A 14,302-nucleotide genomic window follows, 5' to 3' on the forward strand; every position below is an offset into this window, starting at 1 on the left:
TTGGTTCCCCGCCAGCCTGCGCCGACGCGCGCATCTACCGCCTAAATGACGAACTCCTGGTGCAGCACCGGCTTGTGCGCCAGCAGCAGCGACAGTTTTTTCAAGGCGCTGGCCAGGCGCGCGCGGTCGCGGATGCTGCCCAGGGAGATGCGGATGGCGTTTGGTGGTTTGCTGGCGTGGAAGGCGTCCGAGGCCGTCACGGCCACGCCCTGGGCGCGGGCGGTGGCGGCCAGTTCGCGCGAGCTCCAGTAGCTGGGTAGTGAAAACCAGACATGGATGCCTTCGCTGCGCGGGTGGCTGATGCCCGTCAGAATCGTGCGGATGACATCCTGGCGTGCATCGGCCTCGCTGCGCACGCCGGCCAGCAGTGCGTGCGCGGAGCCGTCGTGTATCCATTGCGTCGCCAGCGCCGTCGTCAGCGGCGTGGCCATCAGGGAAAACGAGCGCAGGGCTTGCACGAAGCGTTCGCGCAGCTGCGCGTCGGGCACCAGCGCGTAGGCCATGCGCAAGCCCGGCGCCAGGCATTTCGACAGTGTGGCGATATACGACACGTTGCCCGGCGCGTAATGGGCCAGCGGCGGCGGCGCGTCGGAGGCCAGCAGCCAGTACGGGTCGTCCTCGATGATATGCATGCCGCAGCGTATGGCCACCTGCGTGATGGCCAGGCGGCGCGCGGCCGGCATGGTGTGTGCGGTGGGGTTTTGCAGCGTGGGATTCAGGTAGACCAGGCGCGCACGGTGCTTGCGGCCGGCTTTTTCCAGCGCCTCGGGCAGCATGCCGTCGGCGTCCGTTTCCACGACGACGGTCTTGCGATTGAGCTGCCCCGCTGCCGAGCGCAAGCCCGGATACACGGCTGGCTCCGTCAATATGCTGTCGCCGGGCCGGCTCAAAGCCAGTATCAGTGCCGCCAGCGCCGCCTGCGCGCCGGGGCAGGCCACCACCTGCTCCGCCTCGACGTGGCCGAACATGGGCGCGAGCCAGACGGCGCCCGCCGCGCGGTCGGCCTTGCCGCCGCCGCCCAGGTGATAACTCATCAACAGATCGCTGTCCGTGCGCATCAGCACCTGCGCCACGCCCTGTTTCAGCAGGTCGTCGAAATCCACGCCTGCGGGCGGCGGCGGGATGTTCATGCTCAGGTCCATCATCTGCGTCAATTCCACTTTTGGCGCGGCCACATAGGTGCCGCGCGCGCCGTGCCCCTCCAGCAGATTGCGGCGCTTGGCTTCGTCATAGGCGCGCGTCACCGTCGTCAGGTCGATCTGGAACAGCGCGGCCAGGCGGCGCTGCGGCGGCAAGCGGTCGCCGGGGCGCAGGCTGCCGTCGGACAGCGCGCGCTCGAGCATGTCGGCGATCTGCAGGTAGCGCGGACCGCCGTGCTGCACGAACGGCGTGATCCACGCACTGGCCCGGCTATCTTCTTGTATGGCTTTTGATTTGGACATTTTCTATATGTATGGATATTGCCTCTCGCAATTATGCGGAAAGCGTGGTTAAAAATCCATACATATTTGGCTTGCCCGCTCGCCCCGCCAGGCTGGCGGTGATTGTTATTTCCATCAGGCATTTAAGTCTGGCTTCAAGGTGTGGCAGCGCACGGTGGCGCACGGCGGGCGCGGTTAAGGTAGTGCCAACAGCTTGCTGCTGATCCCGTATTTGATATGGCTCAGCCCGGCAGCGTTTAGCCGCTTCTTTTTCCCCGAAGCGAGGAGAATCATGATTCGGTCACGGCATCGAGCATGGTTGAAATTATTCACTGTTAAAGGAAACCACCATGAATGCGATTGAAAAAACCAGCGCCGAGATGAACGGCACCACCCAGGATACCCGCCAGGACTTGCACCGCACCATCGACAAGGTGGCAAGCCAGGCCCAGCCCCTGGCCGACAAGGTCGCCACGCGCGCCCACGAAGGCGTGGACCAGGTGGGCGACCGTATCGACCAGGTCAGCGACAGCGTCAGCAAGGCCTCCGAAACCCTGATGGCGCGCGGCAAGCAATTGAGCGCCGCCTGCCAGCGCGCCGGCGAAACGGGGCGCGGCTATGTACGCGAGCGCCCGGCCATGTCGCTGCTGATTGCGGCGGCGGCCGGTTATGGCCTGTCGAAACTGTTGGGTTCGCGTAAATAAGTTTTACGCAGTCCGGCCAGGTAGTTTGTCGTGGGCGCTGTTCCCTTCGCCGTCATGGCGGGGCGGGCCAGTGCCCACGCGCACAGTAGCAAGCAGTAAAGGAGAGTGATGATGCGCTCCATTTTGTTGTGGTTGATCGGCATACCTATTCCCATCATTATTTTGATTGCCCTGTTCGTGCGCTGAATGAGGGAGTTGTAGCGTTCTCCCGGGGCAAACTACTCACAGGAGATGTAATGGCTACCACCAAGAAAACGCCGTCCACGGACGGTGCGGGTTCCGTCTTGAGCAGCATGTCCGGCCCATCCGACAGCAATGCGCCGCACAGCGTGGGCGCGGACAATGACGTGACCCGCGCGCTGCTGCAAAAAACGGCAGCCAGCCAGCAGCTGGCTGCCGCCATGGCCGTCAATCCCAAGGAGGACGGCCAGTACGGCGAGGCCGCGCGCACGCCGCTCCAGGGTGTGCATGTGGCAACCGGCGAAGCGCTGGCCACGGCCAGCACCGCGGGCGAAACGATAGCTTCTGCGAAGACGGGCGCTGGCCAGCCCGCGCTGGGTGAGAGTGCCGCGAATGCCTCGCTGGACCGCGCCAGGTCCGACGACAGCGGCTGCGTGCTGACGACCAACCAGGGCGTGCCCGTGGGCGACAACCAGAATTCCCTGAAAGCGGGCTTGCGCGGTCCCACCCTGATGGAAGATTTTATTTTGCGTGAAAAGCTCACGCATTTCGACCATGAGCGCATCCCCGAGCGCGTCGTGCATGCGCGCGGTTCGGCCGCCCATGGCTACTTCGAATGCTACAAGGAGCAAGGCAAGCTGACGCGCGCGGCGCTGTTCGCCAAGGCGGGCAAGCGCACGCCCGTCTTCGTACGCTTTTCCACCGTGGCCGGCGAACGCGGTTCCACCGACACGGCGCGCGACGTGCGCGGCTTCGCCGTGAAGTTTTATACGGATGAAGGCAACTGGGATCTGGTGGGCAACAACATCCCCGTCTTCTTCATCCAGGATGCGATGAAATTCCCCGACCTGATCCACGCCGTCAAGCCCGAGCCGCACAATGGCATGCCGCAGGCGGCCAGCGCGCACGACACCTTCTGGGATTTCGCCTCGCTGTCGCCGGAAATCACGCACATGCTGATGTGGGCCATGTCCGACCGCGCCATCCCGCGCAGTTATCGGATGATGCAGGGCTTCGGCGTGCATACCTTCCGTCTGGTCAATGCCAAGGGCCAGTCCGTGTTCTGCAAATTCCACTGGTCGCCGATGGCCGGCACGCATTCCCTCGTGTGGGACGAAGCCGTCAAGATCAGCGGCGCCGATTCCGATTTCCACCGGCGCGACCTGTGGGAAGCCATCGAGTGCGGCGAGTATCCCGAATACGAACTGGCCTTGCAGGTGTTCACGGAAGCGCAGGCCGAAGCGTTTCCGTTCGACGTGCTCGATCCCACCAAGCTGATTCCCGAAGAACTGGTGCCGCTGGTCCCCGTCGGCAAGATGGTCTTGAACCGCAATCCCGACAATTTTTTCGCCGAGACGGAGCAGGTGGCCTTTTGCACGGCGCACATCGTACCCGGCATCGATTTTTCCAACGACCCGCTGCTGCAGGGCCGCATCCACTCGTATGTGGACACGCAGATCACGCGCCTGGGCGGCGCCAACTTCCATGAAATCCCCATCAACTCCCCGCTGGCGCCCCTGCACAACAACCAGCGCGACGGCATCCACCGCCAGGCCATCAACCGTGGCCGGGTCGCGTACGAGCCCAATTCGCTGGCGGGCGGCTGCCCGTTTCAGGCGGGCGCCAAGGGTTTCAACAGTTTTCCCGCGCCCGCCGAAGGCGACAAGGTGCGCGGCAAGCCCGAGAAATTCGCCGAGCATTATGGTCAGGCGCGTTTGTTCTGGATCAGCCAGACGCCTATCGAACAAGACCACATTGTGCACGCGTTCCGCTTTGAACTGAGCAAGGTGCAGACGGTGGTGATCCGCCAGCGCATCGTCGCCATGCTGCGCAATGTCGACGAAACCCTGGCGCAGGAGCTGGCCGATGCCTTGGGCCTGGCGCTGCCGCCGGCCATGCCGCGCGCCTCCCTGCAGCCGCTGCCCGCGTATGCGCCGTCGCCAGCGCTGTCGCTCTTTTTCCGCCCCGGCAAGACTGGCATCCATACCCTGCGCGTGGCCATCCTGGTGGGGCCGGGCAGCGACGGCGCGCAGGTGCGCAATATCTATGCCGCGTTGCTGTCCGATGGCGCCGTGCCGCGCTTGGTGGGCAGCCAGCTTGGCCGGGTCGATACCAGCGGCGGTGCGCCGCTCGACGTGGAAATCTCGCTCGAAGCGGGACCGTCCGTGCTGTTCGACGCCGTCGTCGTGCCCGACGGCCAGGGCGCCGTGCAGCAACTGGGTGACGACGCCAACGCGCTCGACTTCCTGCGCCTGCAATACCGCCACTGCAAGCCGCTGCTGGCCATCGGCGCGGGCAAGGGCTTGCTGGACAAGGCTGGCGTGCCGGCGGCGCTGCCCGATGGAAAGCCGGATCCCGCCGTCATCGTCGCAGCGTCCGGCGACGTGGTGAAAGCCGTGGCGGCTTTTAAAAAGGCGCTGGCGGCGCACCGGGCGTTCGCGCGCGAAACGGACCCGCCGAGGGTGTAGGTGACTGCACCAGCGCAGGGGCGGGATCGGCCGGCCCCTGCCGGTCCCGTTGCCTACCCTGTTATCGCCGCATGCGCAACGCCATGCAACAATGTAAACAATAAAAACGTCCTGCGGTGATATGCTGCTGACTAGAACTGTTCATTTGCAACTATTTCGATAGCAGCAAGGAACGGCTTCAGCAAACCGGATCGCGATTACCGCATGGACAAGTACACACCTCGCACCTGGGGGCCGGGCGAACGCCCGACCTTGCCCGGGTCGCCATCGATGCCCGAACATTCGACGCCCAAGCGTGTCGCGTATTTCATCGTCGGCCTGATCGTCGCGCTGACGGGAGGGCTGGGCAACGGCCTGGTGACGGCCAATCTGCTGAACCTGCAAGGTTCGCTGGCCGCCTATGCCTACCAGATGCAATGGCTGCCGGCCGCCTACGTGATGACCATCGTTTCCATGAACCTGCTGCTGGTGAAATTCCGCCAGCAGTTCGGTCTGCGCCTGTTTACGGAAGCGTTCCTGGTGCTGTACGCGCTCGTCACCTTCGCCCACCTGTATGCGAATACCTTGCCGTCGGCGATCGCCGTGCGCGCCGCGCATGGCATGGTGGGCGGCGCGCTGGGCGTGCTGGGCCTGTACTACACCTTGCAGGCGTTTCCCGCGCGGCACCGCCTGAAAGGCGTGGTGCTGGGCCTGGGCTTTGCCCAGCTGGCGCTGCCCCTGGCGCGCATCTTCACTTCCGAACTGCTGCAGATCGGCGAATGGCATGGCCTGTACCTGTTCGAACTGGGACTGGCCCTGCTGGCGCTGGGCTGCGTGCTGGCCCTGAAACTGCCGCCCGGCGACCGCGTGCAGACGTTCGAGCCGCTCGACTTCCTCACCTTCATCCTGTTCGCGCCCGGCGTGGCCCTGTTGTGCGCCGTGCTGGCGCAGGGGCGCACTGCGTGGTGGATGGAGTCCGAGTGGGTGGGCGTGTGCCTGGCGTGCTCCATCGTGCTGATCGCCGCCTCGCTGGCCATCGAGCATAATCGCGCGCGCCCGCTGCTCAATACGCGCTGGCTCACCACGGGCAAGATCGCCAAGCTGTTTTTATCGGTGCTGCTGTTTCGCATCGTGCTGTCCGAATCGACGGGGGCGGTGGGCTTCCTGCAGGCGCTGGGCCTGAACACGGACCAGATGCAGCACCTGTTCATCGTGGTCCTGCTGGGCAGCGTGGCGGGGCTGGTGGTCAGCGCGCTGACGATCAATCCGAAGACGCTGCACCGCTCGCTGATGTTCGCGCTGCTGCTGATCGCCGCCGGCGCCCTGATCGACGCGCACGCCACCAGCCAGACGCGCCCCGTCAATATGTATGTCAGCCAGTTCCTGCTGGCGTTTGGCGGCACGTATTTCCTCGGCCCCACCATGGTGGCCGGCATGGGCGCCGTGATTGCCGAACCGCGCAACCTGGTGAGTTTTTCCGTGATGTTTACCATGACGCAGAACCTCGGTGGCTTGCTTGGTTCGGCCATCGTCGGCACCATCCAGACGGCGCGCGAAAAATACCATTCCAGCTATCTGGTCGAGCACCTGACCATGCTTGACCCGCAGGTGGCCGCGCGCGTGCAGTCGGGCGCCGCCAGCTACGGCGGCGTCTTGGCTGATCCGGCATTGCGCAGCGCCCAGGGCGTGGCGCGCCTGGGCGCCGTCGCCACGCGCGAAGCCAATGTCCTCGCCTACAATGACGTCTTTCTGATGATCGCCGGCGTCGCCATCACCACCTTGCTGTGGATGCTGGTCAGCCAGTCCTGGAGCCGCATCACTACCGGCGCGCGCCGCCTGGTCGGCCCCGTGCGCGATGCGCAGACGGCCATGGCCATCGTCCCCATTACCAATTCGGAACCGAGCAATGACAGAAAATAACAGCACGCCGCCAGCAGCTCCCACCGCACCCGCACCCGCCGCCCCTTCCATGGCGCAGCCGGACCGGCGCCACCAGTGGCTGTCCGCGCTGGCCTTTGCCGCCGTGGCCCTGGTGGGCGTGCTGATCGTGCTGTACGCGTGGCGTTTACCGCCGTTCACCAGCCCCATCGTGACGACGGAAAACGCCACCGTGCGCGGGCAGGTGACCATCATCGGCACGCAGCTGTCCGGCTATGTGGTGGAAGTGACGGTGCAGGATTTCATGGATGTGAAGGAAGGGCAGCTGCTGGTGCGCATCGACGACCGCATCTACCAGCAGCGCTACGAGCAGGCGCAGGCGCAACTGGCGGCGCAGCAGGCGGCGCTGTCGAACTGGACGCAGCAGAAGGCCAGCGCGCAGGCGGGCATTTCCGTCAGCGAGGCGGCGTTGGCCAACGCGGAAGCGCAGGCGCGCAAGGCCAGCGCCGATCTGAATCGCGTGGAGCAGCTGGTGGCTGACGGTTCGCTGTCGCAGCGCGAACACGACCAGTCGCGCGCCACGCAGGCGCAGATGGCGGCCGCGCTGGCGCAGGCGCGCGCCAATCTCGATATCGCCCAGCAAAGCGTGCAATCGGTGCTGGTCAACAAGCAGGCCCTGGAAGCGGCTGTGGCGAACGCGCAGGCGGCCGTCAAGGCGGCGAAGATCGACCTCGATAACACGCGCATCGTGGCGCCATCCGATGGACAATTGGGCCAGGTGACGGTGCGCCAGGGCGCGTACGTGAACTCCGGCGCGCAGCTGATGGCGCTGGTGCCGCGCCAGATGTGGGTGATCGCCAATTTCAAGGAAACGCAGATGAACGGCGTGCAGGAGGGGCAGAGCGCCACCTTCCACGTCGACGCGCTCGATGGCGCCGTGCTGACGGGCCAGGTGGAGCGCATCTCGCCGGCCACCGGTTCCGAATTTTCCGTGCTGCCGGCCGATAACGCGACGGGCAACTACCTCAAAATTGCCCAGCGCATTCCCGTGCGCATCCGCATCGATCCAGGGCAGGCGAATGCGCGCCGGCTCGTGCCGGGCATGTCGGTGGTGGTCAGCGTCGACACGTCCGCCGTGCTGAATGACTCGGCGGACAATCCGGCGCCTCCGCCTGCGCCAAAGAAAGCCAAGCCATGAAGCGCCGCGCATGGCTGATGGCCGGCGTGCTGGCGCTGGCCGGCTGCGCCGCCAACGCGCCACCGCAACCCGCATCGGCCCTGCAATTGCCGTCCGGCTGGCGCGCGCCAGCCGAGGGCGGCGCAGTGTCCGCGCATGGCACGCAGGTGGAACAGCTGTGGTGGCAGGCCTTCGGCGATCCCGTGCTAAGTGATCTGGTGGGCGAGGCGCTGGCGCGCAATGGCGACTTGCGCGTGGCGCGCGCCCGCGTGCAGGAATACCGCGCGCGCCTGGCGCAGGCCGACGCGAACCGCGCGCCGAACCTGGCCTTTGACGGTTCGCCCACGCGCGCGCGCACCCTGGCGTCGAGCGGCAAGCCGTATGTGACGAATGTCTTCCAGGCCGAACTGCAGGCCAGCTATGAAATCGACGTGTGGGGCCGGCTGGGCAATCTGAGCGACGCGGCCGGCGAAAGCTACCGCGCCGAGCAGGCCAGCCTCGATGCGGCGGCCCTGTCGATCGCCGCCAGCGTGGCGACGAGTTACCTGAATCTGCGTGGACTCGACGCGCAGCTGGCGCTGACGCAATCGACCTTGCAGCTGCGCGAACAGTCGCGCGAGCTGGCGCGCAAGCAGTTCGAGGTGGGCTACAGTTCGCGCCTGGAATGGCTGCAGGCGCAATCGGAATACCATGCGGCGGCCGAGCAGGTGCCGCAGCTGCAGCGGCAGATTTTTGAGCAGGAAAACGCGCTGGCCATCCTCGTCGGCGGCAATCCTGGCGCCATTGCGCGCGGCTTGCCGCTGGCCGAGCTGGCGCCGCCGGGCGTGCCTGCCGGTCTGCCGTCCGAACTGTTGCGCAGGCGGCCCGACATCGCGCGCGCGGAACACAACCTGGCGGCCGCCAACGCCAGCCTGGCCGCCACGCGCGACCAGCTGCTGCCCTCGTTCAAGCTGACGGTGGCGGGCGGCGGGCAAGCCACGACGCTCACCGATTTCCTGCATGCGCCGACGGCCCTGTGGCGCCTGACGGCCCTGGCGGCCGGCCCCCTGTTCGATGGCGGGCGCGTGCAGGCGCAGACCGATGCGGCCGGCGCACAGCGCGACCAACTCGTGTACACGTATGAAAACGTGGTGCGCAACGCCTTCGCCGAAACGGAGAACAGCCTGGGCGCCATCTATCGGCTGCAGCAGCAAGCCGTGGAAAACGACGCGCGCCGCGCCACAGCGGCGGACACCTTGCGCATCGCGCACAACCGCTACCGCAATGGCTACGCCTCCTACCTGGAAGAACTCGATGCCCAGCGCACCCTGTACAGCGCCGAAGTGGGCTTGCTGCAGCTGAAGACGCGCATCCTCGTCGCCTCGGTGGACCTGTACCGGGCCATGGGCGGCGGCTGGTCGGCCAAGACGCAATAGGCGCGTGTGCACGGCGCTGCCAGTGTAATATTCTGACCAGGGAAAGCTGCGGCATGGTGCCAGCGGCTCCCGTCACGAACGAGGTTGTAATATGACGATTTTTGGCATAGGCATCCACATCCTGATCGCAGTATTTTTTGCGATTCACGTGGTGCGCAACGGGCAGCAGCTGTACTGGCTGCTCATTTTATTCATGTTCCCGCTGCTGGGCAGCGTGGTGTATTTCTTCGCCATCTACCTGCCCAATTCGCGCCTGCCGCAAGGCGCGCGCAAGGTCGCTTCGGTGGCCGTGCAGGTGCTCGATCCGAATCGGGAACTGCGCGAGGCGAGGGCCGCCTTCGAGTACACGCCGACGGCGCAAAACCAGATGCGCCTGGCCAGCGCGCTGCTCGAAGCGGGCGATGCGCAGGAAGCGGCATCGACGTATGAAGCCTGCCTGCAGGGAGCATTTTCATCGGACCTGGAAATTCGCCTGGGCGCGGCGCGCGCCTACCTGGAATGCGCGCGCGGCGCCGAGGCCTTGACACACCTGGAAATCATCCGCCGCAGCGACATCCATTTCCGTCCCGAGATGGTGTCGCTGCTGACGGCGCGCGCGCTGGCGCAAAGCGGGCGCCAGGTGGAAGCGAAGGCGGAATTCGACGACGCGCTGACGCGCTACAACAGCTTCGAGTGCCGCGCCGAATACGCGATCTGGGCGCTGCAGCAGGGCGACAAGGTGTTGTCGGAACGCCTGCTGCTCGACATCGACAGCGCCATGGACCGCTGGAGCAGCCATACGCGGACCATGTATGCGCCGCTGCTGGCGCGCCTGGAGGCGGCACGCCGCTGATTTGTTGCCGGTGCCTGGCTCAGACGCCAGGCACCGTATTTTTGCCCTCAATCAGTTTATATCCCTTGCCATCGAAGCCATAACGCGCGTGGCCATTCAAGGGCGTGGCGATGCGCGGCGGGTCCTGGTCCGGTTTGACCGTGACGCCGGGCTTGATCTTTTCGGACGCTCCCTTGAAATCGATCAGCAAGTCGTCGTAGGCGCCGCCGTTGCGCGCGGGAGCGAAGCGCCACTTGCCGTCGACCATCCAGCATTCATCCATGTCCGGCGTGCAGGCGCCCATATTGTCCGAGTACAGGTCCATGCCGCCATCGAGCGCGGTCACTTTGCCGTCGCCGATTTCAAACAGGGCCAGTTGCGTGATGGTGTAACCCTGGCCCGTATAGCCGTGGCGGATCGCCAGTCCCGGCTTGTTCGCACCCAGCATGATCCAGTGGACCTCACCGAGTTGTCCCGACGAACCCAGGGCGGCGATGTTTTCCAGGCGTTTCACGACTTGCCACTGGCCGTCTTCCGGCTGGCCCTTGGGTGCCAGGAAAAACACGTTCAACAGTCCCGGCGAGGCGTGCGCCGATTCCGCCGTGCCTTCCGTGTTGGCCGTTTCCGCATTCGCCACCAGGATGGCGCGGCCATCGGGCAGCAGCCTGTGGCTGACGGCACTGACGACATAACTGAGTTTGTCGACATGGTTGTCCGGATCGGGCAGGTCGGCCAGCGCATCGTCGCTGTCGCCGCGGTAGTCCTTGCCAAAGACGGCGCGCATCATGCCCGCCTCGCGCTCGCGCGCCTGCGGCGTGTTCATCTCTTCCGTCTTGGGCGCGGTGGCGGCCGGCGGCGGCACATGTTCGGCCGATGCGGTGTCGGCTGCGTCAGCGGCGGCGGGGACAGCAGCTACCACGTCAGCTGCCGCGTCGGTGCTGGCGGCGGTGGTCTTGTCCGAACAGGCGCCGAGCAGTGCGGATACCATTAGCAGGACGAGCGGGGTGCGGTAATTCATAGGCAGGGCAGATTGCGTTCATGGAGAATGGGCGCAGTATGCCAGATAGATGGAAGCGAGGGAGCGCGGCCTGGCGGCCGGTCCTTCGCTTCCTTGCCCGCAGGGGGCGATTTTGCAAACAATGGCGGCGCTTATTTTTCCAGCGCCGCCCTGTCATCGCGCCGCAGCGGTGCCTTCTGGCGGCGCAGTTTCGCCATGCCGCGCTTGAGCAGGTGCTCGAGGTCGTCGATATAGGTGAACACGGCCGGCACCACCAGCAGGCTCAATAAAGTCGAGGTGATCAGGCCGCCGATGACGGTGATCGCCATCGGCGAACGGAAGCTCGGATCGGCGCCCCAGCCCAGCGCCAGCGGCATCATGCCGGCGCCCATGGCAATCGTCGTCATCAGGATGGGCCGGCTGCGCTTGTGGCAGGCGTCGACCAGCGCGTCGAAGCGGTTCATGCCGGCCTGGCGCGCCAGGATCGCATAGTCGACCAACAGGATCGAGTTTTTCGTGACGATCCCCATCAGCATGATCAGGCCGATCATCGACGGCATCGACAGGGCGCTGCCCGTGATCAGCAGCGCCACGAAGGCGCCGCCGATCGACAAGGGCAGCGCCGCCAGGATGGTCACCGGCTGCATGAAGTCCTTGAACAGCAGCACCAGCACGCAGTAGATGCACAGCACGCCGATCAGCATGGCCAGGCCGAAGCTGGCAAACAGCGAAGCCATTTCCTGCGCGTCGCCCAGTTCGGCGATCTTCACGGACGGCGGCAAATTCTTCATCGACGGCAGTGCGCGCGCTTCTTCATTCAATTCGCCGAGGGTGCGCGAACCGAGTTCCACGTCGAGCGTCACGTTGCGGCTGCGGTTCAAACGGTCGATCTGTGCCGGGCCGCTTTCCATCGTCACGCTGGCCACGTTCGCCAGGCGCACGGGACCATTCTTGCCGGGTACGCTCAGGCGCTCGATGGCGGCCAGGTCGGCGCGCACGCTGTTGGGCAGCTTGACGCGGATCGGCACCTGCCGTTCGGGCAGGTTCATTTTCGTCAGGTCCGTATCGTAGTCGCCGGCCGTGGCCACGCGCACCGTCTCGCCGATGGCTGCCGCCGTCACGCCCAGGTCAGCCGCCTTGGCAAAATCGGGACGCACGATGATTTCCGGGCGCACCAGCGAGGCGCTGGAATTGACGTTGCCGATGCCTTTCAGGCCGCGCAGCTCGCGCTCGACCTTTTGCGCCGCCGCCATCAACGCCACCGGGTCTTCCGAACGCAGCACCAGCTGCATCTTGACGCCAGTGTCGGGCGGCCCCACCGTGAAGCGGGCGCCGGGGATCGTATCGAGCTTGTGGCGCAGCTGCGTTTCCAGGCCCGCCATCGATTCCTTGCGCTCGGTGCGGTGCACGGTGGTCAGGGTCAGCACGGCGCGGCGCGCCTCGGCCGCCGCGCCGGGGGCGAAGGCATCGCCGCTGGAGCCGCCGCCTATCGAACTGAAGACGCCCTTGATGCCAGGCGTCTGCATGGCCGCGTCGCGCGCCATGGCTGCCACGGCCTGCGTTTCGGCCAGGGTGGAGCCGGGCGGCAGTTCCAGGTTGATCTGCGTCTGCGCGCGGTCGGCGGCCGGCACGAAGCCCGTCGGCAGCAGCGGCACCAGCAGGATCGCGCCGACAAAGAACAGGGCCGCGGCGATGGCCGTGACGCCGCGGTGGTTCAGGCACCAGCGCATCACGTGCAGGTAGCGCGTCATCAGCCAGCCATCCTGTTCTTCCTTGTGCGGCAGCGGTTTCAATATGTAGGCCGCCATCATCGGCGTGAGCAGGCGCGCCACCACCAGCGAGGCCAGCACGGCCAGCACGGCCGTCCAGCCGAACTGCTTGAAGAACAGGCCGGGAATGCCGCTCATGAATGCCGTCGGCAGGAATACGGCCACCAGCGCGAAAGTGGTGGCGATCACCGCCATGCCGATTTCGTCGGCCGCTTCCATGGCCGCTTGCATGGGCGACTTGCCCATGCGCAGATGGCGCTCGATGTTTTCGATTTCCACGATGGCGTCGTCTACCAGCACGCCGACGACCAGGGCCAGCGACAGCAGGGTGACGGTATTGAGCGTGTAGCCGAACCAGTAGATGCCGAGGAACGCCGGCATCACGGACAGGGGCAGGGCGGCCGCGGCCACCAGGGTAGCGCGCCAGTCGCGCAGGAACCACCACACCACCAGCACGGCCAGCAGCGCGCCTTCGTACAGCAGCTCCATCGAGCCTTCGAAGTTTTCCTCGACGGGGAAGGCATTGTCGATCGACTGCTGCAGCACCACGTTGGGGTTTTCCTTCTGCAGGTCGGCGATGGCGTCGCGTGCGCCCTTGGCGACGGCCACTTCGCTGGCGCCCTTGGTGCGGAACACCTCGAAAGCGACGACCGTCTTGCCATCCTGCTCGGCCAGCGCGCGCGGTTCGGCGATGGTGTCGCGCACCGTGGCCACCTGGTCCAGGCGCACATGGCGGCCGTCCGGCAGCGGCACTTCCACGCGCGACAGTTCATCGGCCGTCTTCACGGTGGCGATGGTGCGCACCGACTGCTCGGCGCCGCTGACGTCGCCCCGCCCGCCAGGAGCTTCGCGCTGCACCAGGCGCAGCTGGCGCGAGACGTCGAGGGCCGACACTTTCAATGCGGCCATGCGCGCCTCGTCGAGTTCCACCTGGATCTCGCGGTAGACGCCGCCCACGCGGGTGACGGCGCCCACGCCGGGCACCGTCAAGAGGCGCTTGGCCACCGTGTTGTCGACGAACCAGGACAGGTCGGGAGAGTCGAGCGGATTGTCGACACCGGGTTTCGCCGTGGCGATAAAGGTCAGCACCACGCGCCCGGCGGTGGACGCCTTGGTGACGGTGGGGTCGCGCAGCTCGGCCGGCATGTCCGCCTTCACGCGGGCGACGGCGTCGCGCACATCGTTGACGGCTTCGGCGATCTGCTTTTCCAGGATGAATTCGACGGTCACCGTGACGACGCCATCGAGCACCTTGGTGTAGATGTTCTTCACGCCTTGCAAGGTGGCGACGGAGTCTTCGATCTTGCGCGCCACTTCCGTTTCCAGCTGGGCCGGCGCGGCGCCAGGCAACACCGCGCTGACGGTGACGATGGGCAGTTCGATGTCCGGGAAATCCTGCACCGGATTGGCCTTGTAGGCCAGCAGACCGGCCAGGGTCAGCAGTGCGAACAGCATGATGGCCGGGATCGGATTCTTGATCGATAGGGAGGAAAAGTTCATGGC

At 65.8% G+C, this 14,302-nt stretch carries 9 protein-coding genes; 6 read left to right on the top strand and 3 right to left on the bottom strand.

What is annotated here, in order from left to right; translation table 11 throughout:
- Window positions 1-41 precede the first annotated feature (41 nt).
- A complete protein-coding gene (locus tag ACP7DW_RS03510) occupies window positions 42-1,442 on the bottom strand; it encodes a PLP-dependent aminotransferase family protein (protein WP_426053391.1) in 1,401 nt (466 codons plus the stop codon).
- A 329-nt stretch (window positions 1,443-1,771) separates the two neighbouring features.
- Here ACP7DW_RS03510 and ACP7DW_RS03515 point away from each other — a divergent pair, with 329 nt between their 5' ends.
- The 6 genes from ACP7DW_RS03515 to ACP7DW_RS03540 all read left to right on the top strand — a co-directional run bounded on the left by ACP7DW_RS03515 (window position 1,772) and on the right by ACP7DW_RS03540 (window position 10,054).
- Entirely contained in the window at window positions 1,772-2,125 is a 354-nt protein-coding gene (locus tag ACP7DW_RS03515) for a DUF883 family protein (protein ID WP_426053390.1), read from the top strand.
- 236 nt (window positions 2,126-2,361) lie between these two features.
- Entirely contained in the window at window positions 2,362-4,773 is a 2,412-nt protein-coding gene (locus ACP7DW_RS03520; RefSeq protein WP_426053389.1) for a catalase, read from the top strand.
- A gap of 204 nt (window positions 4,774-4,977) precedes the next feature.
- The gene (locus ACP7DW_RS03525) at window positions 4,978-6,672 is read left to right on the top strand and encodes an MFS transporter (RefSeq protein WP_426053388.1); all 1,695 of its coding nucleotides are present in this window, start codon (window positions 4,978-4,980) and stop codon (window positions 6,670-6,672) included.
- Complete coding sequence (locus ACP7DW_RS03530) at window positions 6,659-7,828, top strand: HlyD family secretion protein (protein WP_426053387.1); 1,170 nt, start codon at window positions 6,659-6,661, stop codon at window positions 7,826-7,828. Before ACP7DW_RS03525 ends, ACP7DW_RS03530 begins: the two co-directional genes overlap by 14 nt.
- The gene (locus ACP7DW_RS03535; protein WP_426053386.1) at window positions 7,825-9,222 is read left to right on the top strand and encodes an efflux transporter outer membrane subunit; all 1,398 of its coding nucleotides are present in this window, start codon (window positions 7,825-7,827) and stop codon (window positions 9,220-9,222) included. Before ACP7DW_RS03530 ends, ACP7DW_RS03535 begins: the two co-directional genes overlap by 4 nt.
- 91 nt (window positions 9,223-9,313) lie before the next feature.
- Window positions 9,314-10,054, top strand: coding sequence for a tetratricopeptide repeat protein (locus tag ACP7DW_RS03540; RefSeq protein ID WP_426053385.1), 741 nt, complete (start codon window positions 9,314-9,316; stop codon window positions 10,052-10,054).
- A gap of 19 nt (window positions 10,055-10,073) precedes the next feature.
- Here ACP7DW_RS03540 and ACP7DW_RS03545 read toward each other — a convergent pair whose 3' ends face one another.
- Window positions 10,074-11,051: a hypothetical protein gene (locus ACP7DW_RS03545; RefSeq protein WP_426053384.1), complete on the bottom strand. Its 978-nt coding sequence runs from the start codon at window positions 11,049-11,051 to the stop codon at window positions 10,074-10,076.
- Between the two features lie 131 nt (window positions 11,052-11,182).
- The gene (locus tag ACP7DW_RS03550) at window positions 11,183-14,299 is read right to left on the bottom strand and encodes an efflux RND transporter permease subunit (protein WP_426053383.1); all 3,117 of its coding nucleotides are present in this window, start codon (window positions 14,297-14,299) and stop codon (window positions 11,183-11,185) included.
- Window positions 14,300-14,302: the final 3 nt, after the last annotated feature.

Origin of the sequence: Janthinobacterium sp. PSRC1-1 (assembly GCF_049897525.1) — a bacterium.
Taxonomy (GTDB): domain Bacteria; phylum Pseudomonadota; class Gammaproteobacteria; order Burkholderiales; family Burkholderiaceae_D; genus Janthinobacterium; species Janthinobacterium tructae.

Coding starts and splice junctions, on each gene's coding strand:
- ACP7DW_RS03530 (WP_426053387.1), top strand. CDS start 6,659: ATGACAGAAAATAACAGCACGCCGCCAGCAGCTCCCACCGCACCCGCA.
- ACP7DW_RS03525 (WP_426053388.1), top strand. CDS start 4,978: ATGGACAAGTACACACCTCGCACCTGGGGGCCGGGCGAACGCCCGACC.
- ACP7DW_RS03510 (WP_426053391.1), bottom strand. CDS start 1,442: ATGTCCAAATCAAAAGCCATACAAGAAGATAGCCGGGCCAGTGCGTGG.
- ACP7DW_RS03535 (WP_426053386.1), top strand. CDS start 7,825: ATGAAGCGCCGCGCATGGCTGATGGCCGGCGTGCTGGCGCTGGCCGGC.
- ACP7DW_RS03545 (WP_426053384.1), bottom strand. CDS start 11,051: ATGAATTACCGCACCCCGCTCGTCCTGCTAATGGTATCCGCACTGCTC.
- ACP7DW_RS03515 (WP_426053390.1), top strand. CDS start 1,772: ATGAATGCGATTGAAAAAACCAGCGCCGAGATGAACGGCACCACCCAG.
- ACP7DW_RS03520 (WP_426053389.1), top strand. CDS start 2,362: ATGGCTACCACCAAGAAAACGCCGTCCACGGACGGTGCGGGTTCCGTC.
- ACP7DW_RS03540 (WP_426053385.1), top strand. CDS start 9,314: ATGACGATTTTTGGCATAGGCATCCACATCCTGATCGCAGTATTTTTT.
- ACP7DW_RS03550 (WP_426053383.1), bottom strand. CDS start 14,299: ATGAACTTTTCCTCCCTATCGATCAAGAATCCGATCCCGGCCATCATG.